The organism is Tunturiibacter gelidiferens (assembly GCF_051013345.1).
Taxonomy (GTDB): domain Bacteria; phylum Acidobacteriota; class Terriglobia; order Terriglobales; family Acidobacteriaceae; genus Edaphobacter; species Edaphobacter gelidiferens_A.
The window spans coordinates 3,802,038-3,824,590 of sequence record NZ_CP132939.1 but is presented as its reverse complement, the minus strand read 5'-3'; the positions used below and the strand labels follow the sequence as shown (position 1 = coordinate 3,824,590).

23 protein-coding genes and 1 pseudogene are annotated in these 22,553 nt (G+C 58.1%); 8 read left to right on the top strand and 16 right to left on the bottom strand.

Going from position 1 to position 22,553, the window contains the following annotated elements:
- Position 1: 1 nt before the first annotated feature.
- The 4 genes from pstC to RBB80_RS19045 all read right to left on the bottom strand — a co-directional run bounded on the left by pstC (position 2) and on the right by RBB80_RS19045 (position 4,402).
- The gene (pstC, locus tag RBB80_RS19060) at positions 2–1,066 is read right to left on the bottom strand and encodes a phosphate ABC transporter permease subunit PstC (protein WP_433969756.1); all 1,065 of its coding nucleotides are present in this window, start codon (positions 1,064–1,066) and stop codon (positions 2–4) included.
- A 131-nt stretch (positions 1,067–1,197) separates the two neighbouring features.
- Entirely contained in the window at positions 1,198–2,205 is a 1,008-nt protein-coding gene (gene pstS, locus RBB80_RS19055; protein WP_433964033.1) for a phosphate ABC transporter substrate-binding protein PstS, read from the bottom strand.
- A 107-nt stretch (positions 2,206–2,312) separates the two neighbouring features.
- Positions 2,313–3,683: a sensor histidine kinase gene (locus tag RBB80_RS19050; protein WP_433964032.1), complete on the bottom strand. Its 1,371-nt coding sequence runs from the start codon at positions 3,681–3,683 to the stop codon at positions 2,313–2,315.
- 14 nt (positions 3,684–3,697) lie between these two features.
- Positions 3,698–4,402, bottom strand: a complete 705-nt coding sequence (locus RBB80_RS19045) for a winged helix-turn-helix domain-containing protein (protein WP_179584361.1) — start codon at positions 4,400–4,402, stop codon at positions 3,698–3,700.
- 159 nt (positions 4,403–4,561) lie between these two features.
- Here RBB80_RS19045 and RBB80_RS19040 point away from each other — a divergent pair, with 159 nt between their 5' ends.
- Both RBB80_RS19040 and RBB80_RS19035 read left to right on the top strand, forming a co-directional pair.
- A complete protein-coding gene (locus RBB80_RS19040) occupies positions 4,562–4,930 on the top strand; it encodes a response regulator transcription factor (RefSeq protein WP_433964031.1) in 369 nt (122 codons plus the stop codon).
- Positions 4,931–4,966: 36 nt separating this feature from the next.
- A complete protein-coding gene (locus RBB80_RS19035; protein WP_433964030.1) occupies positions 4,967–6,766 on the top strand; it encodes an ATP-binding protein in 1,800 nt (599 codons plus the stop codon).
- A gap of 40 nt (positions 6,767–6,806) precedes the next feature.
- On the opposite strand, the gene RBB80_RS19030 is transcribed toward RBB80_RS19035, so the two are convergent.
- Both RBB80_RS19030 and hemW read right to left on the bottom strand, forming a co-directional pair.
- Entirely contained in the window at positions 6,807–7,853 is a 1,047-nt protein-coding gene (locus RBB80_RS19030) for a threonine aldolase family protein (protein WP_433964029.1), read from the bottom strand.
- A 38-nt stretch (positions 7,854–7,891) separates the two neighbouring features.
- On the bottom strand, positions 7,892–9,151 hold the full coding sequence (hemW, locus tag RBB80_RS19025) for a radical SAM family heme chaperone HemW (protein ID WP_433964028.1): 1,260 nt from the start codon (positions 9,149–9,151) through the stop codon (positions 7,892–7,894).
- Between the two features lie 68 nt (positions 9,152–9,219).
- Here hemW and RBB80_RS19020 point away from each other — a divergent pair, with 68 nt between their 5' ends.
- Complete coding sequence (locus tag RBB80_RS19020) at positions 9,220–10,002, top strand: DUF1223 domain-containing protein (protein ID WP_433964027.1); 783 nt, start codon at positions 9,220–9,222, stop codon at positions 10,000–10,002.
- A gap of 59 nt (positions 10,003–10,061) precedes the next feature.
- Positions 10,062–12,098 (top strand): ABC transporter ATP-binding protein, encoded by a 2,037-nt coding sequence (locus RBB80_RS19015; protein WP_433964026.1) that lies wholly within the window; start codon positions 10,062–10,064, stop codon positions 12,096–12,098.
- Here RBB80_RS19015 and RBB80_RS19010 read toward each other — a convergent pair.
- Both RBB80_RS19010 and RBB80_RS19005 read right to left on the bottom strand, forming a co-directional pair.
- Positions 12,095–12,904, bottom strand: coding sequence for an alpha/beta hydrolase (locus tag RBB80_RS19010; RefSeq protein ID WP_433964025.1), 810 nt, complete (start codon positions 12,902–12,904; stop codon positions 12,095–12,097). The genes RBB80_RS19015 and RBB80_RS19010 overlap by 4 nt on opposite strands.
- A 37-nt stretch (positions 12,905–12,941) precedes the next feature.
- Entirely contained in the window at positions 12,942–13,568 is a 627-nt protein-coding gene (locus RBB80_RS19005) for a YdeI/OmpD-associated family protein (protein ID WP_433964024.1), read from the bottom strand.
- Positions 13,569–13,628: 60 nt separating this feature from the next.
- Between RBB80_RS19005 and RBB80_RS19000 the strand changes: the two genes are divergently transcribed.
- The 4 genes from RBB80_RS19000 to RBB80_RS18985 all read left to right on the top strand — a co-directional run bounded on the left by RBB80_RS19000 (position 13,629) and on the right by RBB80_RS18985 (position 16,886).
- The gene (locus tag RBB80_RS19000; RefSeq protein ID WP_433964023.1) at positions 13,629–14,162 is read left to right on the top strand and encodes a hypothetical protein; all 534 of its coding nucleotides are present in this window, start codon (positions 13,629–13,631) and stop codon (positions 14,160–14,162) included.
- A complete protein-coding gene (locus RBB80_RS18995; RefSeq protein WP_433964022.1) occupies positions 14,159–14,719 on the top strand; it encodes a hypothetical protein in 561 nt (186 codons plus the stop codon). The genes RBB80_RS19000 and RBB80_RS18995 overlap by 4 nt, the downstream gene beginning before the upstream one ends.
- Positions 14,720–14,904: 185 nt before the next feature.
- On the top strand, positions 14,905–16,497 hold the full coding sequence (locus RBB80_RS18990; protein WP_433964021.1) for a M1 family metallopeptidase: 1,593 nt from the start codon (positions 14,905–14,907) through the stop codon (positions 16,495–16,497).
- A 2-nt stretch (positions 16,498–16,499) separates the two neighbouring features.
- Positions 16,500–16,886, top strand: coding sequence for a tetratricopeptide repeat protein (locus RBB80_RS18985; protein ID WP_433964020.1), 387 nt, complete (start codon positions 16,500–16,502; stop codon positions 16,884–16,886).
- A 109-nt stretch (positions 16,887–16,995) separates the two neighbouring features.
- Here the strand turns inward: RBB80_RS18985 and RBB80_RS18980 are convergent, their stop codons facing one another.
- From RBB80_RS18980 to RBB80_RS18945, 8 genes and pseudogenes are all read right to left on the bottom strand, one after another.
- A complete protein-coding gene (locus RBB80_RS18980; RefSeq protein ID WP_433964019.1) occupies positions 16,996–18,006 on the bottom strand; it encodes an ABC transporter permease in 1,011 nt (336 codons plus the stop codon).
- Positions 17,976–18,236, bottom strand: a complete 261-nt coding sequence (locus RBB80_RS18975) for an ABC transporter permease (RefSeq protein ID WP_433964018.1) — start codon at positions 18,234–18,236, stop codon at positions 17,976–17,978. The genes RBB80_RS18980 and RBB80_RS18975 overlap by 31 nt, the downstream gene beginning before the upstream one ends.
- 4 nt (positions 18,237–18,240) lie before the next feature.
- The gene (locus RBB80_RS18970; protein WP_433969755.1) at positions 18,241–19,068 is read right to left on the bottom strand and encodes an ABC transporter permease; all 828 of its coding nucleotides are present in this window, start codon (positions 19,066–19,068) and stop codon (positions 18,241–18,243) included.
- Positions 18,966–19,406, bottom strand: coding sequence for an ABC transporter permease (locus tag RBB80_RS18965; protein ID WP_433964017.1), 441 nt, complete (start codon positions 19,404–19,406; stop codon positions 18,966–18,968). The genes RBB80_RS18970 and RBB80_RS18965 overlap by 103 nt, the downstream gene beginning before the upstream one ends.
- A gap of 217 nt (positions 19,407–19,623) precedes the next feature.
- Positions 19,624–20,220 carry a 3-hydroxyacyl-CoA dehydrogenase NAD-binding domain-containing protein gene (locus RBB80_RS18960; RefSeq protein ID WP_433964016.1) on the bottom strand — a complete coding sequence of 199 codons (597 nt, stop codon included), beginning with the start codon at positions 20,218–20,220 and terminating at the stop codon, positions 19,624–19,626.
- Positions 20,217–20,402 (bottom strand): hypothetical protein, encoded by a 186-nt coding sequence (locus tag RBB80_RS18955; RefSeq protein ID WP_433964015.1) that lies wholly within the window; start codon positions 20,400–20,402, stop codon positions 20,217–20,219. Before RBB80_RS18955 ends, RBB80_RS18960 begins: the two co-directional genes overlap by 4 nt.
- 37 nt (positions 20,403–20,439) lie before the next feature.
- A pseudogene (gene malQ, locus RBB80_RS18950) lies at positions 20,440–22,034 on the bottom strand (4-alpha-glucanotransferase).
- A gap of 25 nt (positions 22,035–22,059) precedes the next feature.
- Complete coding sequence (locus RBB80_RS18945) at positions 22,060–22,524, bottom strand: FUSC family protein (protein WP_433964014.1); 465 nt, start codon at positions 22,522–22,524, stop codon at positions 22,060–22,062.
- Positions 22,525–22,553 lie beyond the last annotated feature (29 nt).

Here is a 22,553-nt window from a genome sequence, read left to right as displayed (position 1 = left end):
GTCAGTTCACCCGCGCCGGTGCGTTGCGTGTGACCGCCCAAACCATCAGCCGTGCGATGGCGTTCACGACGATGGTTACCAGGAAGAGAGCAAGGCCGATTTCGATGAGGGCGCTGAGATAAAGATCGCCGGTGGCCTCGGAGAACTCGTTGGCGATGACGCTGGCCAGCGTGTAGCCGGGAGCGAAGAGCGATTTGCTGATATCAGGGTGATTGCCGATGACCATGGTGACGGCCATCGTCTCCCCGAGAGCACGGCCGAGACCCAACATGACGGCGCCGACGATGCCGATGCGGGAGTTACGCAGGACGCCAATGCGAATCATCTCCCAGCGGGTGGCTCCCAGGGCAAGTGCAGCCTCGCGCTGGCTATTGGGAACCGCGTTCATGATGTCGCGGGTCAGCGAGGAGATGATCGGAAGGATCATGATGGCGAGGATCATGCTGGCGGTCAGAAGGCCGACGCCGAAGTTGGTGCCTTCGAAGAAGCCGGTCCATCCCAGGATTTTATAGAGAAAGGGGCCGATGAGATCACGCATGAGCGGGACAAGGACGAAGACCGCCCAAAGACCGTAGACGACACTGGGTATGGCTGCCAGCAGTTCGGTCAGGAAAGAGATCGGGGCTCGAAGCGGACGAGGGCACAGCTCCGTAAGGAAGACCGCTACGCCAAGTGCCAAAGGGACAGCCATACATAGAGCAAGGAGCGAAGTAGCAAGTGTGCCATAGATGAAGGGCAGCGCACCAAAGTCGCCCGAAACCGGATCCCACGCCTGACGCGTGAAGAACTTCCAGCCGAACTGGATGAGGCTCAACCGGGAGTGAATGACCAGAATGACGAAGATGAAGAGGACGATCGCGAAGATGCTGCAGGCGCAGAGAAGCATAACCGCGGCGAAGCTATTATCAGCGAAGCTGCCGCTTCCCCGCTTGCTGAGGAAGTCTCGAATCGGAGACAGGGTCGTACCAACCGGAGTTGGCGTCGCATCCGCTGCAGATGCCGCAGGAGGCTCTGGCAGGGGCGACGGCACAGGCAGCGGAGAGCTTGATTCTCTTTCGGGAGTCATACGAGTAGAAGACACAATCCTATTTTCCTGACGGTTGACTCTACGGATCGACTGTATCGAGCTTACTATCCTGAAGCTGGGAGAAAAAGATGCCGCACGTATCTCGATGCGAAACCCGTGCGGCAGAGTAACTATTTTACGTTCGCGATGCTTTTGCGAACCATATCCTGCACTTGCTTTGGCAACGGAGCATAGGTCAGCGCAGCCGCTTCGCTTTCGCCATGGTCCAGCATCCAGCCCAGAAAGTCAGCCAGCGCTTTCGCTTTGTTCGGGTCGGTGGAGTGAGTCGGGATCAGCAGCCAGGTAAAGCTGGCGATTGGGTAGGAATCGGCGCCTGCAGCGTTCGTGATGGAGACACGATAGTCGGCCGGCATCGTCTTGGAAGTGGCGGCAGCAGCAGCGGTCACACCAGCAGTCGACGCCTTGAGAAACTTGCCTGAGGCATTACGTACTGCGCCAAAGCTCATCTTGTTCGTCTCGGCGTAGATCAGTTCGACATAACCAAAAGAGTAAGGCGATTGGCGAACCATGCCTGCAACGCCCTCATTTCCCTTTTGGCCAATACCAGTCGGCCACTTTACCGAGGTGCTATGGCCTACCTTGCTCGACCAGTCGGGGCTCACCTTTGAGAGGAAGTCAGTGAAAATAAATGTTGTTCCACTTCCGTCCGAACGATAGACGGGCAGAATCGATTTGTCCGGCAAACTGATTCCCGGATTATCTTTCGTGATGCGCGGGTCGTTCCACTTGCTGATTTTGCCGAGATAGATATCGGCAATCACGTCTGAAGAGAAGTTGAGTTCCTTGGCAACGCCCGGGAGATTGTAGACCGGTACTACCGCACCAAGCACCGTGGGGATGTGTATCACCTTGATCTTGGCATCCTTCAGCTGTTGATCGGTCATTGGTCCGTCGGTAGCGCCAAAATCGACCGTGCCTTCCGACACCTGGCGAATACCGCCGCCGGAGCCGATAGACTGATAGTTAATTTTCACGTCTGGGTGCAGCGCGCTGTACTCACTAAACCACTTGGAGTAGATGGGATACGGGAAGGTCGCCCCGGCTCCGTTGATGTTCTGTGCGTTGGCTCCGATAGTTACAAGTGCCAGTACGCCTGTTGCGATGACTTTCAGTTTCACTCGTCCCCCTAGGCTTAAGTGCATCGATCTATCAATCAGTCAATACATCTCATAATGAGTGTGAGCGGGAATTGTTACGGGGAGGTTACATCGTAGTGAAAACGGCATTATTCCACTAAATTCTGAGCCTTAGGGAGTGTGAATATAAAGTTGCTGCCGGCGTTGAGCTCGCTTTCTGCTCGAATGGATCCACCATGAGTCTGCACCATGTGTCGTGCAATCGCGAGGCCCAGGCCAGTCCCCCCAGACTCCCTCGAACGCGCTTTGTCTACTCGATAGAAGCGCTCGAAGATGCGGGCGAGATGTTCCGAGGCAATTCCAGGGCCAAAATCCCGCACACTGAACTCGACCGCCTCAATCGGATCCGACACTTCCCGGGACGAGACGACAACCTTGCAAACGGGCGCGTTCCTAGCCTGGCCATACTTGATGCCATTCTCAATGAGGTTGCTGAGAACCTGGAGGATCGCATCGGTGTCGGCAAAGACCTCGGCGGTGGAAACACTGCCGATCTCAAGAATCGACTCGGTATCCTGGACCAGGCCGCTCATCGCCTGCACGGCATCCCGCACTAAAATGTCGGCTGGGATCGGGGCCGGGTGGAGTTCCTGTTCAGAAGATTCGACCCGTGCCATCACCAATAGATCTTCAGTCAGGCGGTTCATGCGAGTTGCGTTCTTCAAAATGATGGTCAGAAACTCTCGCGCCGACTGACTAAGCGAAGCCTCGTGGTCAAGCAGTGTTTCGACGTAACCCGTGATCGACGTTAGAGGGGTACGCAGTTCGTGCGAAACATTGGCCACGAAGTCGCGCTGGGTTCGTTCGACCTGTTCGATGCGGGTAATGTCGTGCAGAACGGCTACGGCTCCGCCACCGGGCATCGGAGAGACGTTCACTTCAAAGATCCGCCCGGGCAGAAGTGAGGTCGAGCGGCCATCGCTCACCACCCGCTGTTCGAGGGCGGTCCGAACGCAATCCAGAATCTCCGGGTCGCGGATCGTCTGGACCAGCGCATGTCCGATACGGATCGCGCTGCTAAAGGACGCGCCTGGAATCAGTTTCTGCATCCGTTGATTGGTCCACTGAATGCGGCCTGCGGGATCGACGGCGACCACCGCATCCTGCATACTATCGATCATTGCTTCGAGTTCGTGTCGACTTTCGGAGGCCTCGCTGAGCGAACGGTTCACGAGATCGGAGGAAACCGAAATGGCACGTGCCAGGCCATCGAAATCGCTGAAGGCGGGTTTGATCTCTCCGACCTGGCGCTCGGGAATCGCCGCGGCCGAATTTTGCAGGAGCGTGACGTCCTGCCGAACCGAACGTGCCAGAAAGAATGCACTGCTGCCGGCCCATGCAGTAACAAGTACACCGGCGATTAACCAGTGATGTGGGAGCGAGGAGATCCCCGCTAGCGCAACAAGTAGCAATGCGGCCGCAATGCGAAGGAAGACCGAAAGAAAGACACCACGCCTCACGAGTTGCCCCCCGATTAAGCCTGTGCCGCCTTCGGAATCTCGAATCGATAGCCCGCGCCACGCATGGTCTTCAGATAGCGTGGCGTCTCGGCGTCGGCCTCGATCTTTTCGCGAATACGCCGGACATAGACGTCGACCGAACGCGGCGTCACGAAACGAGCGTCGCCCCATACTGCGTCAAGAAGATGATCGCGGCTAAAAACTCGCCCTGGATGGCGGGCGAGATAATCCAGAAGCCGAAACTCCGTAGCGGTCGTCGTTACCAGTTCACCGTTGACACGTAGCTGCATAGCGCTGGCGTCGATCTCCACGTTCTCGAACTTCAGGACGGAAGGGGAACTCGGCCGTTCGAAGCGCCTTAGCACCGCTTTTACCCTGGCTACAAGCTCGCGGGTGGCGAAGGGCTTGGTGATGTAATCGTCGGCGCCCATCTCCAGACCGTGGACGCGATCGTTCTCGGCCGCACGTGCCGTCAGGAAGATGATCGGAACCACGCTGAGGGTAGGATTCTGACGGAGCCGTCGGCACAGGTCGAGACCGTCGCCGCCGGGTACCATGATATCCAACAGAAAAAGTGCGGGCGGCTGCCGTTCGGCGTCTGCAAGTATTTGATTGATAGCAAGATACGGGCGAACTGTGAAACCTGCACTCTCGAGATGGTACTGCACCAGGCGAGAGATATCCGCATCGTCTTCCAAAACAAAAATCGTCTGACTCACTTCGTAAACCCCTGTCAACTCGCGACTTGATTAACGTCAGGTTAGCGCACCCCGGTCGGGGGATTGCTAACGTACGATGAATCATCCACAGTAAACCGTATGAAGAGTACGTTCGTATACTCTAGAGTAATTCTACGTGTCGTCGACGGTCACAACTCCATGAAGCAGAACTCCAATCTCGTCCTTTGCGTGGATGACGAACGAATCGGGCTCGAGGTTCGGAAGATCCTGCTGGAACGGGCTGGATATCGCGTATTGACCGCATCGGATGGACCGACTGGGCTCGCTCTCTTCTCCACCGAACCCGTGGAAGCGGTTGTGCTGGATTATTCGATGCCGGGCATGCACGGCGGCGAGATCGCTATGCAGATGCGTCAGGTCAAGCCCCAGGTTCCTATTCTTCTGCTCTCGGCCTACATTGGGCTGGCTCCCGAGGTGACTGCTGTCGTCGATCTGTATATGACCAAGGGAGAGGGTGCGCCAGTTCTCCTGGAAAAACTGGGCAGCCTGCTGCAACCAGTCAGTTGACCTACCCCTCAAAGCAAGGTACGAGATGAGAGGACTGTGAATCTAAGTCAGTTCAACAATATTTTGAGGCAGGTATTCGTTTTGCCTGTCGTGGCGTTGCTGGTGGTCGCCGGTGCGCTCTATGTTCAGATCCGCGGATCGAATGTCACCGTTAACTTGATCCAGGAATCGGATGCCAGAATCTCCCAGGCGACTCTTCTTTCGAAGCTGATTGTGGACGAGGAGTCGGGCCTGCGCGGATACGAAACCACGGGCGACACGAGGTTTTTACAGCCGTTTTATGAGGCTGAATCCCATCTGCAGACCGAGATTCAAAACCTCGACAACATGGCCGGCGCAGACGCCGATCAGAAGCATGACATCGCCGACTTGAAAGACGAACATCAGACTTGGCAGGACGCGTTTGCCCTTCCCGTGATTGCGACAGTCCGTGGAGGAGGACAGACCAACGACGTGGATCTGAATCTTCACGGAAAGGTGCTGATGGACAACGTTCGTCACGACCTTACCGACATCATTCAGAAGGCTGAGGCCAGTCGCGCCCGGCGCATCGCACTGTGGCATCGCCAGGTTCATTCTCTGCTGCTGGTGTTGCTCGCGCTGGCCCTTGGAATGGGGGTGTTGATTGGGCTTTTCACGCGAAGCCGTCTCCATGCCGTCTCCGCAGCCTATCGGGGTTCGCTCGATATTCTTGGACGCCGCGCGGAAGAGCTCTACCAATCTGAACAGCAGCTCCGGACCACCTTGGAATCGATCGGCGACGGGGTCATCACCTGCGATGCTGAAGGCCGCATCCAGATGATGAATCCCGTAGCAAGGGAGTTGACCGGCTGGAGTCAGACCGAGGCCGATGGACGACGACTCGAAGAGATCTTCCGCATCGTCAACGAGACGACGCGTGAACCGGTAGAAACACCCGTCGCGAAGGTGAGACGACTCGACAGAATCGTCGGCATGGCGAACCATCACACCATTCTCCTGCGCAAGGACGGCTCTGAACTCGATATCTCCGACAGCGGCGCGCCCATCCGCGACAAAGCCGGGAACACGATCGGCATCGTCCTCGTATTTCGCGATATCACCATGGAGCGCAAGACGCAGGAGGCCCTGATTGCGAACGAGAAGCTGGCCGTTGCGGGCCGCCTCGCCGCCACCATCGCGCACGAGATCCATAACCCGCTCGACTCCGTCTCGAATCTGCTGTATCTCATGCGCAACGGCGCGTCTCCAGAGGAATCGGTCCACTTCATGGATATGGCCGAGCAGGAGCTGACGCGAGTCACTCAGATCAGCCGCGCCATGCTTGGGCTGTATCGTGAATCGAAGGCTCCTGTCGTCGTCGACCTCAAAGAGATGCTCGAGGAGATTCTGCTTTTGATGGAAAGGCGCTTAAGCGACCTTGGCGTCACGACGACAACCGAGATGCCCGAACCCATCGAAGTATGCGCCTTCCCCGCCGAACTGCGCCAAGTCTTCACCAACCTCATCACCAATGCAGCCGAAGCCGCTGGTCAGGGCGGCCAGGTAAAAGTCAGCATCGTACCGCAATGCGCAAGTGTCGGAGCGAACGGACAAAAGCTGCAACCTGGGGCGATCATCACGATAGCCGACGATGGAATGGGCATTCCAGACCATGTACAGCCACACCTGTTCCAGCCTTTTTTCACCACTAAAGGAGAGCACGGGACTGGGCTCGGCCTTTGGGTCAGTCGCGGAATCATCAATAAACATGGGGGCGCCATCTCCGTCGCCAGCGACACGAGCGACGCGTCGCATGGCACCAGAGTTAGCGTCTTCTTGGCAACCGATCCCATCATCAACGCTGGCGGGGATTAGCCTCGCGGTCGAGGCCACGACAAGAGGACCGATCCGGTCACTAGAGCGCCCGCAACTCCTCTGACACGACGGCCCCGGCCCTGGCGCACGCGGCATGATCGACATCGTAGTGTGTCACGAATCGTACCGAGTGCGGCCCAATGGCGCTGGCCAGCACTCCTTTCTGCTTCAGACCCGCAACGAAACCCGCGGCATCGCCGCCGTTAGCCTGATCTATGCCACGCAGCTTGAAGATCACTATGTTGGTCTGGACCGCATCCAGATCGATCTCCGCCTTACTTGGCTCCGCGGCCACCGCATCTGCTAGAAGGCGAGCATTCGCGTGATCTTCCTGCAAGCGCTTAGGCATCTCATGCAAAGCGATCAGCCCTGCAGCCGCAATAATACCCGCTTGCCGCATGCCTCCGCCCAACGCCTTGCGATAGATCCGCGCTTCTTCAATCGCCTTCTTGCTGCCGAGCAACATGGAGCCGACCGGAGCACCCAAACCCTTCGACAGGCAGAACATCACGGTATCGAATCCGCTGGTGAGCTTCGCCACGCTGAGTCCCAGCGCAGTCGCTGCGTTGAACACTCTCGCCCCATCGAGATGGACTGGTAAGCCGACTTCGCGAGCGCCTGCCCATACCTCTTCGAGCACAGACAGCGGCGTCACCGTACCGCCGGCCATGTTGTGTGAGTTCTCCAAGCTGATCAACGCAGTTTGAGCGCGATAGTAGATCTTCGCGCCAATCGCTGGCTTGATGTGGTCCCACGTCAGGATGCCTCGCTCTGCTGCGACTGTCCGCGCCTGGCAGCCCGAGAACGCCGCCATCATCGCCATCTCCCAATCCAGCACGTGCGATCGCGCCTCGCAGATGACCTCCTGTCCATGCTGCGTGTGCAGTCGAATCGCAATCTGATTTCCCATCGTTCCCGTCGGCACGAAGATGGAAGCCTCGCGACCAAAGACCTCCGCGGCCTCCTGCTCGAGGCGGTTGACGGTTGGGTCTTCACTGTAGACATCATCGCCGACCTCCGCGGAGGCCATCGCCTCGCGCATGGCTGCGGTGGGGCGGGTAACGGTGTCGCTGCGCAGATCGATCATGATCTTCGTTCTCTCCTCTATTTGTGTGCTTTGATTTGTTATGCCGCCGTAGGATCTAGCAGCCGGCTAAAGACTTCGTTGGAGATTAGGCGGCCCCGCGGAGTCAACCGAATCCTGCCAGTGTCGAGTTCGAGCAGACCTGCATCGCGAACCTCTATCAAGGCAGGCATCGTCTGCTCCAATAAGCTTTCACCAAACTGACTCTGTAATATGCCGAGATCGACCCCTTCGTTAAGACGCAAGCCGAGAAAGAGCGACTCCTCAAAAGCCTCGCCAGGCCCGACGACATCGACCTGACCGTTCGTCGCGTCCTGCTCCGATTCAAAAAGACGAAGTGGCTTCGCCGCCGATCCTTGTCCGAGGTAACGTTCCAGATCGCTGGTGTTGGCAAATCTCACCGCATCAGGACCAGCAAGCAGCATCGAGTGAGCATCGAGCCCAAAACCGATATAAGGCTGACGCTTCCAATACTTTAGATTGTGACGGGACGGATATCCAGGCCGTGCAAAGTTCGAGATCTCGTACTGTTGCACACCTGCCTCTCGCAGCATGTCGCACGCATGCTGATACCACTCCGCAGCCTGATCCTCGTCAGGCACGGCCGACGCACTATAACGACTTCCCTGCTCCAGCATCTCGCGTCCAAGCCGCGAATCCTCATCCACCTCAAGCAGATAAACGCTGATATGTGGCGCCCCGCTCGCGATCGCCTGCTCCACCGAGTACTGCCAGCTCTGCGCTGTCTGGTGTGGCAGTCCTGCGATCAGGTCAACATTGATGTCGCGAACGCCAGCAGCTGTCACCCTCGCAATCTCTGCGTAGCACTGCTGCCGCGTGTGGAGCCGGCCAACGGCTGTCGTCTCCCGGTCAACAAACGATTGAACCCCAAAACTGATTCTGTTCATCCCCTGCCGCAATAGCTCGTCCAGGGTCCCATCCGCGAGCTGCCCCGGAGCACATTCCAGAGTGATCTCCGCATCAGTGTCGAGGTCGAACTCACCGCGCAAATGCTGAAATATCTCCCTAAACTGTTGTGCCGAAAGCAGGCTAGGCGTCCCTCCGCCAAAGTAGAGCGTGTCCACAGCGCTGGGCAGCGACGCTCCGATCCTTTCTGCAGCCGCATGTGCCCCGCGAATCTCTACGCAAAGGCGATCCACATAATGCTGCATCCGTTCTGTGCCGAATGCATCCGAAGCGAAGTTGCAGAATGTGCACTTTGCCTTGCAGAACGGAACCGAAATGTAGACGCCGACAGGTCCAGCCATTAGTGCGGAATACCCTCGCTCCAATTGTTTCATGCTTGGTCCTTCTCGTGGACGTAACCAAACGAGCACAAATGGCTCTAACGTTACAGAGGTTCAGTACCATGTCGCAGATTCGATCCTTCGCCACCTCCGTCCTTTCGCTTTTCGTCCTCGCCACTCCGATCTCCGCTCTCTCGCAGGCTGCTCCGTCGAACCGCACGCCGGTTTTGGTGGAGCTCTTCACTTCGGAGGGTTGTTCCAGTTGTCCCCCGGCAGATGCGCTGCTGGCCAAGCTTGACCGCGATCAACCCATTCAAAACGCTGAGATCATCGTCCTCGGCGAGCACGTCGACTACTTGGACAACCTCGGTTGGCACGACCGTTTCTCATCGCACCAGTACACGGAGCGTCAAAGCCAGTACAGCGCCCGCCTCGGCGTTGACGGCGTCTATACCCCGCAGATGGTCGTCGACGGAACCGACCAGTTCGTCGGCAACGACACCACCCGCGCCCACCGTTCGATCGCAAGCGCTGCACAGAAATCCAAACTAAACCTGTCGCTCTCCCGCCCCGTTGTAGACGCCCGAAAGATTTCAGCCTCTGTCTCGTTGCCCGCATCCTCGGCATCTTCATCGCACGGCGAACTCTACGCCGCCCTGGTCGATCCGACGGACATCACCGACGTTCGCAAGGGCGAAAATGGTGGTCGCAGACTTCAGCACGTCGGCGTCGTGCGGACCCTGCAGCGTATCGGCTCTTTGAAAGATCTGGGCGCCGCCCCTCTTAACTTCAGCCTCAACGCACCCGTAGATGCGAACCTGGGCAACATGCGTGTGGTGGTCTTCGCCCAGCAGAACAATCAGGGCAATGTTCTGGGCGCAGTGGTAACAGACCTAAAACCCTAATGGAACGTACACTTCCCGAATCTGCGGATGACCTTTAGCATCTAAAATAGAAATTGCACATGGCCGACGAGCAGAAACCGAAGGATTCGCAGGAACAGACCGCGAAAAAACCGTCCCAGGACGATGAGGTCGCAGGCAAAGCCTACGACGCGCGTCTGATGCGCCGCCTTCTGACATACCTCAAGCCCTACAAGCTACAGACCGGCCTCTCCGCTCTCACCATCTTCTTCAAGGCTTCGACCGACGTCATGGGGCCGTATCTGGTCAAGGTCGCCGTTGACACCTACATGACCGACACCCCTCCGGCGAAGCTCTCCTGGCTCGCGCGCCATCTCAGCTCGCGACCCATGACTGGTATCACGCAGATCGGTTGTCTCTACCTCGGGGCGCTGCTTCTCACCTACGTGCTGGAGTTCGCGCAGACTTACATGATGCAGTGGACCGGCCAGAAGATCATGTTCGATCTACGTAGCCAGATCTTCCGACACCTACAGCGAATGCAACCCTCCTTCTTCGATCACAACCCCGTCGGCAAGCTCGTCACCCGCGTCACCTCGGATGTTGACGCGCTCAACGAGATGTTCACATCCGGCGTGCTCGCCATCTTCGAGGACATCTTCGTACTTCTCTTCATCGTTCTCATTATGCTGCGAATGAGCTGGCCGCTCGCCCTGCTGGCGCTCTCAGTCATCCCGGCGATTCTCTACGTCACAAAGATCTTCCGCCGCCACGTCCGCGACAGCTACCGCCGCCAGCGCGCCGCCACCGCGCGCATCAACTCCTTCACGCAGGAGTACGTGTCCGGCATGTCTATCGTGCAGCTCTTCAACCGCGAACGCCGCGCCTTCAACGACTACTCCTCCGTCAATGCGGAGAACAAGCAAGCCTGGACCGATGCTATCTTTGCCTACGCGGTCTACTACCCGGTGGTCGAGTTCCTCAGCTCTACCGCAATCGCCCTGGTCATCTGGCGGGGTGGCACCTCAGCCCTCCATTATCTTCAGGCGACACAACTCCACGAACTTCAGCCTCTCCTCCACGCTCTGCCAAAGAGTGGCAGCGTCGTGACCGTCGGCGTTCTCATCGCATTCATCCAGTACGCGCAGCGCTTCTTCCGGCCTATTCAAGATCTCAGCGAGAAGTACAACATTTTGCAAGCCGCCATGGCAGCCAGCGAACGCGTCTTCAATCTGTTGGATACCCAACCCACCATCGTCTCCCCAGCTTCTCCAATCGCTGGCGATGACTCTGGACGCGTCGAGTTTCGCAACGTCTGGTTCACCTACCAAAAGCTCGATGAAGCGCAATGCGTCCGCGTCTCAAGCGCCACCGAGAATGAACTTAACACCTTCGCCGATATCGAATGGATCCTTCGCGGCGTCAGCTTCACCGTCGAACCAGACGAAACCGCAGCCATCGTCGGCCACACCGGCGCCGGTAAAACAACCATCACTGGCCTCATGATGCGCTTCTATGACATCCAGCGTGGCAGCATTCTGGTCGATGGCGTCGACGTTCGCGAACAGGACCTGAAGAAGCTTCGCCAGCGCTTCGGCGTCGTCCTGCAGGATCCATTCCTCTTCACCGGCACCATCGCGGACAATATTCGCCTCGGCTCTAAGTGGATCACCGACGAACATCTCGAGCTCGCCGCGGACGAGGTTAACGTAGGCGACTTTATCCGCTCGCTGCCCTTGCAATTTGCCGAGCCAGTGCGCGAACGGGGCGCCACGCTCTCCACCGGCCAGAAGCAGCTCATCAGCTTCGCCCGCGCCCTCGCCCACTCGCCCCGCATCCTCATCCTGGACGAAGCCACCTCCTCCGTCGATACGGACACCGAACTCCGAGTCCGCCTCGCGCTCTCCCGCATGATCACCGGGCGGACCTCGATTCTCATCGCGCACCGTCTCTCTACTATTCAACGCGCCGACACCATCCTGGTCATGCACAAAGGCCAGCTCCGCGAACGCGGCACCCACCAGCAGCTTCTCACCGAACGCGGCCTGTACTGGAAACTCTATCAACTCCAGTATCGCGATCAGGAGCTAGGCACAGGCAGCGACTCGGTTCCGCTCGAACCACTCAGCGCTGACTAGTCTCCAGCGGGCAACTCCTCTGCAAGGATCTTTGTAGACATCCGGTTTGCCCACTCGACAACCGGTCGCCAGTACGCCTCTGTCGGAAAGTAGACCGGCCCATCGTGTGCAAATCCAGAGACGATGATCAGTTCCCCACTCTCTCCACAAGCCTTATGGACTCGCTTCGCCATGGCCACCGGAAACAGCTGATCCCTATCACTGTGGACTACCAGAACCGGCATCGTTATTTCATTCAACTGACGAAGGTTGTGCCAGACATCGGGCATCGCATAAGTCATCCAACGCCGAAAGCCCATCGCGAGCGCCGCCTCGCGAAGCGTCGAATACCCCTGGCAAAGAATCACACCATCAATCTTGAGCCGTGGTGCAACAGCCAAAACCACGCCGCTTCCAAGAGAAAAGCCCAGCAAGAATATGCACCGGTGCCCGCGATCCTTCAACTCCCGGTAAGCCGCAATCGCATCTTCTTCGCAATGCGCCACGCTCACTCTGCCGGAGCTAGCGCCATACCCGGAGTAATTGAACACGAGCGATGAAATTTCCATTGCCTTCAATAGCTCCTGAACGCCACTCCAGTACTCGACCTGCTCCCCGATCCCGTGGCAGATCAGAAACACAGGTGCGTCATCGCTCGCTCGAACATACACAGCGGACAGTTTTCTGCCGCCGCTTCGAATAGTCAGACGCCCCTGGTCGAAGGCAAACGCATCGAGCAAACGTTTCATCGAGCCATTCAGGCGGTCTCTTCGAAGAAACACCAGTCCGACAAGATCCAGCGCAAAAGAAAGAATTCGGTCTCTCATCTTTCCGCCGCCTTCAAGCAATCCTCCACCAACTTCTTCACCCGTCTCTCTCGCGCCTCTGGGCTTTGATATAAAAGATCGCCAGCAAGCTGCTTCGGCGCTGGGTCGCCGTCAGAGCCTCCCATCCGCGCCGCGCCGCCGGACAGCTTCGAAACGCCACCTCTACCACCGGCGGCAACACCTTCTCTCCCTCCATCGCCAACATAAGCCGCTCGCCCATCTGCTCCGCCCGTCTCTGCCGCGCCTCGTGACTCTTCACCGCATTCAACCACTTGCCCACCTCGTATTGCATCGACTCACTCTGTTCCCCATACCACTTCGCCAGCCTCTTCTCCCGCTTCAACAGCTTCTCGAACTCCGCAGTGGCCGCCGGCTCACGTTCCTCAAGATCAGGTTCGATCGCAACCTCCACCATCCCGCCGACGGTTGCGCGTGCAGCCTTCTGCATCTTCTTGTTCACCAGAACGTAATGCCCACCCCTCACCGCATCGCCAAACAAAGAAGTTCGAAAGATCTCGCCCCCAATCTCCACCTTAACCCGCAGCCGGACCATCTTCTTCCATGCCTTCTCAACGTCGAACGGCAGCCACACGATCACCCATCCCAGCCCGTTACTGGCCAGCTCCAGCACCGCCTGAAACCTCTTGGTTGCACTTAAAGCCATGCAAACGCCTCCAGAAAAATCTACACTGTATCCATCGTCACGAACCCCAACCCGACCATCTTGCTCACCGCAGGCGAAGCCAGTGGCGACCACTACGGAGCCCAGCTCCTCAACGAACTTCGCAGACGTCGCCCCCGGCTCGCCAGTTTCGGCCTTGGCGGTAAAGAGATGGAGGCCGCCGGCTTCAACCGCATCGTCCGCGCCGAGGACGTCGCTCACATGGGCATCACCGAAGTCATTCGGCACATGCCATACATCTACGGCGAGTACCGACGCCTCGTCGACGCTATCAAAGAGCGCCGCCCCGACGTCGCCATCCTCATCGACTTCCCTGACGTCAACCTCCGCCTGGCCCGCGAACTGAAAAAACTCGACATCCCAGTCCTCTACTTCGTAAGCCCACAACTCTGGGCCTGGAAGCGTCGTCGCCTCCGTTGGGTCCAGCAGCGCGTCGACCGTATGCTGGTCATCTTCCCGTTTGAAGAGAAGTTCTACCGTGCCCGAGGAGTCGACGCCGCCTTTGTCGGTCATCCCCTGGCGGAACTTCCCTCCCCACCATCACACGTGAAGATTATGCCAGGCAACATGGGTTGAATCCTGACAAACTATGGATCGCTTTGCTGCCCGGCTCACGAACGAAGGAGGTTAGGCTGAACCTGCCGACCATGCTCGACGCAGCCGCCGCCCTCGGCAACGGCTACGAGTACATCGTCCCTGTCGCCTCCACGCTCAAACGCGAATGGATCGAACGACTCATGACTTCGGGAGGACAACGGAGAGAGCGTATCGGTGGCCCAGGTCGGCTAGCACTCCAACACCTCGTCCCTGACGCCCGCGAAGCCCTTCATCATGCCCGCGCCGGGGTCGTCGCCAGCGGCACGGCTACCATCCAGGCCGCCTTAGTCGGAAACCCCTTCCTCGTCGTCTACCGTGTCTCCCCGCTCACCTTTCGGCTGGCGAGACGCCTCATCCATTACCCCCGGAGATCCCCGCCCCACCTGACGCGGACGGCAACCTTCCCATCGCCATGGTCAACCTTATCGCCGGCCGCCGCATCGTGCCGGAGCTCCTGCAGAACCGCTTCACCGCGGAAAACGTGGCGGCCGCCCTACGCCCCCTGCTTCCCGACACGCCCCAGCGCCAGCAGATGATCGCAGACCTCGCAGAAATTCGTCACATCCTCCGTCCAGACTTGAATTCAAGCTCGATGCGGCAGGTTTGCGATGCCGTCGAAGAACTTTTGTCTCGAAAAATGCCCGTTGGTGGCCCAAACGTAACTGCAAGCGTCTAATCAATCGATCGCTGTACCATGATGTTTTGAGGAATCTTAGCCCGCATGTCCTCCCTCTTCCGCATCCTTCGAACGACACCCATGAGAGTGCTCTCTCTCTGTCTTCTCACGGCGGCAGCCTGGGCTGCTCCGGTAAAGCCGCAGCTGCAGATTACCGGCTACCTCATCAGCGCGGACCTTGACCCCTCCGTCAACCGCCTTAGCGCCACCGCCGACGTCACCTTCACCGCCCTCGAAGACCTCACAACCCCCACCTTCGAGCTGAACAACGGCCTGCAGATCACCAAGGTCACCGACGCCCAGGGCCATTCCCTCGAATCCGAGCGCCTCACCAACAACAGTACCGTTCGCTTCACGCTCTCCACGCCGCTCGCAAAGGGCGCCAGCACCACGTATCACTTCGAATACTCCGGGACCCTCAAAGGCGCGGACACGAGCCCGGTTGAAGGCATCAAGCTCGCCTCCGTCGAAGATCCCATCAGCATCCTGCTCTACGCCGGGCGCTGGTTCCCCATGACGGGCCTCTTCACCAACCGCTTCACCGCCGAGATGCACATCCGAGTCCCCTCCGATGAGCGCGTCGTGGGGTCCGGCAGCGGGGTCGCCGCATCGAAGAGCCTCCCCGGCAACCGCACCGAGCACACCTTCAAGTGGGCAAAACCCGGCTTCCCCGGCACGATCATCGCAGGCAGGTTCCTTGAGCCCATAACCGCGGGCAACATGCGCGTGTACGTAACAGAAAAACACAAAGAGCATGCCCATGACTTCGCCAGCCTGGCAGAGCGCGAATATCTCTTCATGTCGGGCACCTTCGGCCAACCCGAATCTACCCACATGAACCTGGTGGAACTTCCCGACGACGCAGTCTCCGCCGCCTGGGCCCCCGAGATAGCCGCCATCGCCGGCAGCCGCATCGCTGCCCGTAACGAGCAGCGCCTGCTCTCCAACACCCTCGCCCACCAGTGGTGGGGCAGCCAGGTCTCGCCCGCAACGATGAACGATGCCTGGATCACGAACGGCATGTCTCGTTACGCTGAGCTGATGTATCTCGAGGACTCCTCAGGCAAAAACGCCTTCCAGTCTGCCATCACCGACGTTTCCGCCGGCGCTCTGGCCTACGACACCGAGCCCCTCACAACCATCGGCCGCCTCGACCCCTTCTCCCCGCAGTTCCAGTCCATGACCCTCGAGAAAGGCGCCATGGTATTTCACATGCTTCGCTGGGAGATGGGTGACGACGTCTTCACCAAATTTCTCCGCACTATCCTTTCGCAGTACACCGACAAATCCATCCATACCTCCAACGTGAAAGCCATAGCCGAAAAGGAATCCAGCCTCCAACTGGAACCCTTCTTCGCCCAGTGGCTTGACGGAACCGGAGCCCGGCCTTCGCCGACAAATACTCTGTCTTCCGCCTCGGCGACAACAAGGGCTTCCGCACCATTGGCGCCATCACTCAGGACCTGGACCTCTTCCGCATGCCGATCGAACTTCGCATCGAAACCGACGGTAAAACAGAGATTCGTCGCGTCGACGTCTCCGGCTCTGACTCGCAATATTCCATCGAAACCTTCGGTCGTCCCCGCCGCATCAGCATCGACCCAGACAATTGGCTCCTCAAGAGCACGCCCGATCTAGCGGTGCGAGTCGCTGTCCTCCGTGGGCAGGAGCAGGTCGCACAGGGAGACCTCACGGCCGCCCTCATCGAATATCAAAAGGCTCTCGACGCCAACAAGAACAGCTCGCTCGCGGCCTACCGTATCGGCGAAATCTTCTTCATGCAGCGCAACTACCAGTCCGCCGCCAACAGCTTCCGCGACGCCCTTCGCGGCGACGGCGATCCCAAATGGGTTGAGGTGTGGAGCCACATCGAACTGGGCCGCATCTTTGACGTTACCGGACAACGCGACCGCGCTGTCAACGAGTACCGCCTCGCCGTCCAGACCAACGACAACACCCAGGGTGCGGTTAACGAAGCCCGCGCTTCCATGCAAAAACCCTACAAACGAGAACAGACCGAAAACTAGCGGAGCGAATAACATCGCTTGGGAAGCATCGACCGCTGCGCCCCTGATGAGCTCCGCATTTTATCTGCACTCATCGGGCACGGAGCCTCGAAGATCAGCATCGACAAGCCTATTCGTACCGCAGCGCCTCGATAGGATCCAGAGCAGCTGCCTTCATCGCCGGAATCATACCGCTGATCGTGCCGACGATGATGAGAATTACCGTTGCGACTAATACTGTGTTTGGAGAGATCAGGAGATGGATATCTCCGGCTTCCGCATTTGACGCCAGGGCACTATAGAACGTAATCCGCCCGACTCCTTTTGCCACCGCATAAGCCAGTGCGATTCCGCCAACGCCACCAATCCCGGAGATTACTAACGCTTCGGCGAGAAACTGTAACAGGATATGACGCTTGCGTGCGCCAAGAGCTTTCTCAACGCCAATCTCACGCGTTCTCTGCTGCACACTCACCAGCATGATGTTCATCAAACCGATGCCTGCAATTCCCAGCGTCAGCGCGCCGATAAATGACAGCAGGACTTGCAGCCCCAAAGAGATAATTCGGAACTGCGTCAGTTGTTCCATGATATTGGCCACGAACACAGCGCGCCGATCGCTCGGCCTGTAACCGTGCGCGACCGCGAGGGTCTTGCGTAGCGCCTCCTCCACCATCTTTGGGTCGCCTTTGTAGTCCAGCCAGATGCCGTCGAGGTATTTCGTGTCCTTGATATCGCTCATCGTCGTCAGCGGGACGTTCACTTGACGGTTGATGTCGCTGTCGTCGCCCTCCTGCATCTTCGGCGTCATCACCCCGACTACTTCAAAACTCACGCCATTTAGCCGGATCTTCTCGCCAATCGGGTATAGCCCCGAGAATAACTTTGTTTTCGCCTCCGACCCGATTACGGTAACGTGCGCCCGCTGCTGCACATCAGCTTCCGTAATGGGCCGCCCCTCGGCCAGGTCCAGCCTTTGAATCGACTGCAAATCCGGCGTGATTCCGGTTACATCCCAGCTAAAGCTATGCAGATCGTTCTGCACCGGCACAGTTTTATCCACTGTAGGCGCGACGCGCATCACCCCTGGAACCGTCTCCTGAATTTTTTCTACATCCTCCTGTGTGAGCCGAACCTGCACCCCCGCCTTCGAGCCGCCCGCCTGCTCGCTGGTTCGTCCCGGAATACGCCGATCATGTTCGTACCAAACTGAGCGAAGATATTCTCGAACGCCTGTCCGAAGCCGGCGCCGTACGCCAGCAGTAACACTACCGTGGCGATGCCCCATGCCATACCCACAATCGTGATCGTCGTCCGTCGGCGATTGTGTCTCATCGCCTCGATAGCCTGTCCCAGGATGTCACTCAGCATGGTCTTATTCCTTTCGCAGGGCTTCCACAGGAGCTAGCATCGCGGCCTGTCTCGCCGGATAGAGTCCAGCCACAATTCCGCACAAGGTCAACGTGCCCATCGCCATCGCCGCCGACCAGGGCACAAGGCGCGGGGGATCGAACCCCATGTCATTATTTCCGACTACCGAACCGAGCGCTGCCATCAACGCCGCGGCGCCGATAATTCCAATGAACCCGCTCAGTGCCGTCAGCGTCAGGCCCTCAAGAAAGAACTGGAAGAGGATGCTTCGATTTGTTGCACCCAGTGCCTTTCGGAGGCCAATCTCTTTCGTTCGCTCAGTCACCGTCACCAGCATGATATTGATAATCCCCACAGCTCCAAGTGCAAGCGTCACAATGCCGACCCCACCCAGAAAAACATCCATCGCAGTAAAGATCAACCCCACCATGCGGTTCGATTTGATAGTGTCCCACTCCTCGAAGCCCTCTTTCCGGACAGGATCAAAGCCATGCCGAGTCGCGATGATCCTGTGCACCTCAGACTTCGCCGTCTCGTTCAACTCTTCTGTCAGCGGCTGGTACTGGATTTGAGAGATCGAATCCTGCGGGATATTATCTCCAGTAATCGGAAAGAACTCCTGCATCGTTGTCATTGGAATGTAAATCCGCTGATTCGGTCCATCGTTGTTGCCGCGCCCTACCTTCTTCGCCACCCCAATCACTTGAAACCGGTATCCATTCAATGTGATCACTGCGCCGAGCGGGGCCGCCCCGGAAACAGAAGTCCAACCATCCTCTGTCCCAACACAACCACCTGCCGTCGCTCGGCCAGATCCTGCTGGTTCAAAAATCGTCCCTGAGCGATGGGCAGATTCGCGATCTGCGGATAGTTCAGTTCAACCCCCAACACCTGTCCGCCCGCACTCGAAAAATCGCTTACCTGCTTCAGATCGCTGCGATTGATGATCGAGGTCACATTCCGAACGTCGGGGGCCTGGGCGCGAATCGCCGCCACATCGCTCATCGTCAGCTTGTATGGCCGCATACCCACATGCTGCTCTGGCAGCACCGGAATCGTTCCGCCCCACATCATGATTACATCAGTGCCAAGCTCTGCGAGCCCTCTACGCTGCCCTGAGCGAAACCCCTCGCCCAGTCCAATCAGCAGCAAAAGCGAGGCCACCCCCATGCAATGCCAAACATCGTCAGGAAGGAACGAAGCTTGTTGGCACCAATGGACCGGAGTACCTGAGCGAAGATATTGAAAAGAGCGCGCATAGCTATGGTTGGACGAAGACTACCCGTAGTTGTCTACGTAAAGTCGAGCAAACCAGTTCCCTTCCAGTAACGAATAACCGTGGCAATCTTCGCTCACACAGAAAGGGATAACTGCAACAAAAAGCAAACTACCGCGCTGCCGGAATATTTTTAATGAGCGCAGGCTCATCGGGATCCGCCTCCGCCTCTGCTGCAAGTCCAAGCATAGATAGAAACCGACTGACAGCCTCTACAATGGGCTTCAGGGCAGCCGCCGGATACAACAGGCGTACCGTCGGAGCTACTACCGCATCACCCCTAACAAGGTCGCCCCGCAACGCAACGCACCGTTCCGGCCTATAAACGCAGGACGCTAGATCGGTAATACTCAGCGCATAACTGGGCGTACATAAAATCGTCCTGGGCGGCGCCATCCGATCAATCATGCTGAAGATCTCAAGCTTCGACTCCAGTTCATCTGGCACAAAGTCCACCGCAATATCAGCTGTGCGGACAGCGTCCTCGACCGTCGAGGCCAACTCCAGACTGCCTGCCGCGAAGCGTTTGCTCAGATCGGAGTACTCGGCCTCAGCCCGCCACAGATTGGCCGGCATCACATCTTCCAACACAACGTCGAACCCTGCGGCAGCACAAGCTAAAGCGAAGCTGCGGCCAGCCGCGCCGGCCCCGATGATCGCAACCCTGCGAATCTCGAGCAACGACTGGCCCGCAGCCTCTTGTGTCACTTCTTGCTCGCGACAGCGGTGATCACAGACTCATAGCTCGGCTCTGCGCCTTTGATATGGTCGGACACGCGCTGGCGCTCTTCCTCTGTCAAGGACGGCAGCACCGCGAGAATGCGGCGCAACGTTACTGAGATGTCGTCAACATAGTTCATAGTGCGGATTGCTTCGCCGGAGAGAGGCATGCTTTGGTGCTCCTGAGAATTTAGATACCCTCCCAGTCTAAACGTTCGCGCCGAGCTCTGCCCGTTTCGAACCCTCTTCCACCGGCTTTCCCGCCTCAACACCCTCCGTTGGCTTCTCCCATCCATCGCGATCGGTCATCGCCATCAACTCCGCAAGCTGATTCGCAAAGTCCGGATGCACCGCGTTCAGGCCATACCGCCAACTCCAGTTGCCCGCGCCAGCCGAAGGAGTGTTCATCCTTGCCTCGCTGCCGAGATGCAACACATCCTGCATCGGAAATACACAAAGATTCGCCACAGAACGAGCCGCCGCACGGATCATTGCCCACACAATATCTTCGTCGTGATCCATCTTTTGCAGATAAGTTTGCACATTGGTACGCTCGACATTGCTCACATCATCCCGCCACCAACCCAGGGTCGTGTTATTGTCGTGCGTCCCCGTGTAAACCACCGTGTTCGGGACATAGCGGTGGGGCAGGTAGAGATGTGCCCCGCGATCCGAAAACCCAAATTGAAGAATCCGCATCCCCGGCATGCTGAAGTGCTCCCGCAACTCGTCCACCTCAGGGGTGATTAGCCCAAGATCCTCCGCGACAAATGGGAGATCGCCAAAGACCTCCTTCAGCCGCTGAAACAGTTCATGCCCCGGAGCCTTCACCCACTGCCCGTTGATTGCCGTCTCTTCCTCTGCCGGAATGGACCAGAACGCCTCAAATCCGCGAAAGTGGTCCAGCCGAATCACATCGTATAGAGTCAGCGATCGCCGAATCCGTGCCACCCACCAATCGAATCCGCGCTCCTTCAGCAGACCCCACTTGTAAAGAGGATTCCCCCACCGCTGTCCAGTCACCGAAAAGTAGTCCGGCGGTACACCCGACACCCGGATCGGCCTCAGCTCTTCATCCAACTCGAACATCTCAGGATGCGTCCACACGTCGGCGCTGTCGTAGTTCACAAAGATCGCAACATCACCCATGATGCGAATTTTCCGCTCCGCACAATATCCCCGTAGCCCGCACCATTGCTCGTTGAAAAAAACTGAATGACCTGTTCAACCGCGAGTTCGCGTCCGTACTCGTTCATCAACTTGCTCAACGCATCGCCGTTACGCCGCGCATACTCCGCCGGCCACTCATGCCAGCTCTCATACTCATGCACACGCCGCAGCACGTTGAACATCGCGTAGTCCTGCAGCCATGAGCTATTGTGCTCGCAGAACCTCTGAAAGCTTGCGCGCCTGTCATCCGGCGCATGATCCAGAAAATTACCCGCCGCCTCTTCAATCAGCGGCAGCTTCAACCGGAACGCCGCGTCAAAGTCCGCAGGCCCATCATGCCCCGGCAAGCCCACGATCCGTTCCCTCGCAATCCACCCGTCATGCACCAGCATCTCCAGGCTAATCAGCAGTGGATTTCCCGCAAACGCCGACAGCGCCGAATACGGAGAACTCCCGTATCCTGTCGGACTCAGCGGCAGTACCTGCCACATCCTCTGCTTCGCCGCGGCCAGAAAATCCACAAACGCATACGCGGCCGGCCCAAAGTCCCCTATCCCGCCGTAAGAGGGCAACGACGTAACATGCAGCAAGACTCCCGACAACCGTTCCTGATTGCTCACTTCCCCACTCATCCAGGCCCCCTGTTGTAGCTCCAACCTATGATGCCAGAAACCTATACGCCGACGTAATCGACAGCACAAGACCTAAAAGGTGTTCGATCGAAATATTCGGCGCGGCACGATGAGCATGGCCGCCACCAGGCCGACCACACCTCCGATCATTGTCTCCCAAGCCCTCGACACACGCATGGGCAAACGAGTGATCTCCCGTTGCGGCCATCGTCACGATAAGCGTAAAGGCGAAGGCTGCACACGCAATGTCGTACCACTCCGGGAGCGCCACGGCATAGATGATCATGGCCACCGCCGTCGCCACCCAGATCATAATCGGCAGATGATCGGCCGACGGAAGACACGCCAGCCCTGACGGAACCCCTGTGATCGTTCCAACGATTCGCCCTCGAACCCGCTCGATCGTGCCAGCCCTCGAACTCGCTACAACGTAGGTTGATGCCGTGATCGCGACGACGCGGTCTGTCGCGGCGATTGGCCAGCGTACCATTGCACAGATTCGGTCGAAAGCACCATAGT

Excerpts from the sequence above, each read along its gene's own strand:
- pstC (WP_433969756.1), bottom strand. The coding sequence starts at position 1,066 with ATGACTCCCGAAAGAGAATCAAGCTCTCCGCTGCCTGTGCCGTCGCCC.
- RBB80_RS19040 (WP_433964031.1), top strand. The coding sequence starts at position 4,562 with ATGAAGCAGAACTCCAATCTCGTCCTTTGCGTGGATGACGAACGAATC.
- RBB80_RS19030 (WP_433964029.1), bottom strand. The coding sequence starts at position 7,853 with ATGATCGATCTGCGCAGCGACACCGTTACCCGCCCCACCGCAGCCATG.
- hemW (WP_433964028.1), bottom strand. The coding sequence starts at position 9,151 with ATGAAACAATTGGAGCGAGGGTATTCCGCACTAATGGCTGGACCTGTC.
- RBB80_RS19020 (WP_433964027.1), top strand. The coding sequence starts at position 9,220 with ATGTCGCAGATTCGATCCTTCGCCACCTCCGTCCTTTCGCTTTTCGTC.
- RBB80_RS19015 (WP_433964026.1), top strand. The coding sequence starts at position 10,062 with ATGGCCGACGAGCAGAAACCGAAGGATTCGCAGGAACAGACCGCGAAA.
- RBB80_RS19010 (WP_433964025.1), bottom strand. The coding sequence starts at position 12,904 with ATGAGAGACCGAATTCTTTCTTTTGCGCTGGATCTTGTCGGACTGGTG.
- RBB80_RS19005 (WP_433964024.1), bottom strand. The coding sequence starts at position 13,568 with ATGGCTTTAAGTGCAACCAAGAGGTTTCAGGCGGTGCTGGAGCTGGCC.
- RBB80_RS18990 (WP_433964021.1), top strand. The coding sequence starts at position 14,905 with ATGTCCTCCCTCTTCCGCATCCTTCGAACGACACCCATGAGAGTGCTC.
- RBB80_RS18975 (WP_433964018.1), bottom strand. The coding sequence starts at position 18,236 with ATGCTGAGTGACATCCTGGGACAGGCTATCGAGGCGATGAGACACAAT.
- RBB80_RS18965 (WP_433964017.1), bottom strand. The coding sequence starts at position 19,406 with ATGGGGGTGGCCTCGCTTTTGCTGCTGATTGGACTGGGCGAGGGGTTT.
- RBB80_RS18955 (WP_433964015.1), bottom strand. The coding sequence starts at position 20,402 with ATGCCTCTCTCCGGCGAAGCAATCCGCACTATGAACTATGTTGACGAC.
- RBB80_RS18945 (WP_433964014.1), bottom strand. The coding sequence starts at position 22,524 with ATGGTACGCTGGCCAATCGCCGCGACAGACCGCGTCGTCGCGATCACG.